General features: G+C 38.2%; 1 pseudogene. It reads right to left on the bottom strand.

Annotated features, from left to right (window positions below):
• A pseudogene (locus EUBHAL_RS17345) lies at positions 1 to 988 on the bottom strand (Y-family DNA polymerase); the annotation flags it as partial.
• Positions 989 to 1,009 lie beyond the last annotated feature (21 nt).

The raw sequence follows: 1,009 nt of genomic DNA on the forward strand, positions 1-1,009 counted from the left end.
CAAGGTTCATATCCCCAGGCATGGTCAATCAATAACTCAGCATTAATGCCAAATAGTTTATAAAGTAATTCCTCATTATGATATTCCTTTTCTTTGCCAACAGAGCATCTGGCAATGTCTCCCATCGTGTAAATCTGATATGCAGCAAGCTTTTTGGCATAGCCTTTCCCTACTCTCCAGAAATCTGTAATCGGCTGATGTTCCCATAATTTCTTTCGATATGTTATCTCATCAAGATAAGCAATTCTCACCCCATACTCATCTGCTGGCACATGCTTTGCCATAATGTCCATTGCAATCTTTGCAAGATATAGATTCGTACCAATCCCTGCAGTAGCTGTGATCCCTGTTTCTGATAAGCAATTCTCACCCCATACTCATCTGCTGGCACATGCTTTGCCATAATGTCCATTGCAATCTTTGCAAGATATAGATTCGTACCAATCCCTGCAGTAGCTGTGATCCCTGTTTCTTTTAATACATCCTGTATCACTTTGGAAATTAATTCTTTTGCCCCCATCTGATAATTTGTTAAGTATCCTGTCAAATCAATAAAAACCTCATCAATCGAATATACATGAATATCTTCTGGAGCAAAATACCGAAGGTAGATCTGATATATTTGTGTACTATATTTCATATACAATGACATCCTCGGAGGTGCTGTAATATATGCCAGGGCAACCGAAGGATCACTTAATTTATCTGAATGAAAAGATTGTCCTATGAATTTATGCCCCGGAGCAGTTTCCTGTCTTTCTTTATTAATCCTCTTCACTTTCTGTATTACTTCAAATAAGCGAGGACGTCCTGGAATACCATATTTTTTTAAAGAAGGAGAAACGGCAAGACATATGGTCTTTTCAGTACGGCTCTTATCGGCAACAACAAGATTCGTTGTGAGAGGATCTAAGCCTCTTTCCACACATTCCACTGATGCATAAAATGATTTTAAGTCGATTACAGCATATATCTTATCCAAATCTATCCCCCTCCTTAAAATAACAAC

It is taken from the genome of Anaerobutyricum hallii DSM 3353, assembly GCF_000173975.1.
Taxonomy (GTDB): domain Bacteria; phylum Bacillota; class Clostridia; order Lachnospirales; family Lachnospiraceae; genus Anaerobutyricum; species Anaerobutyricum hallii.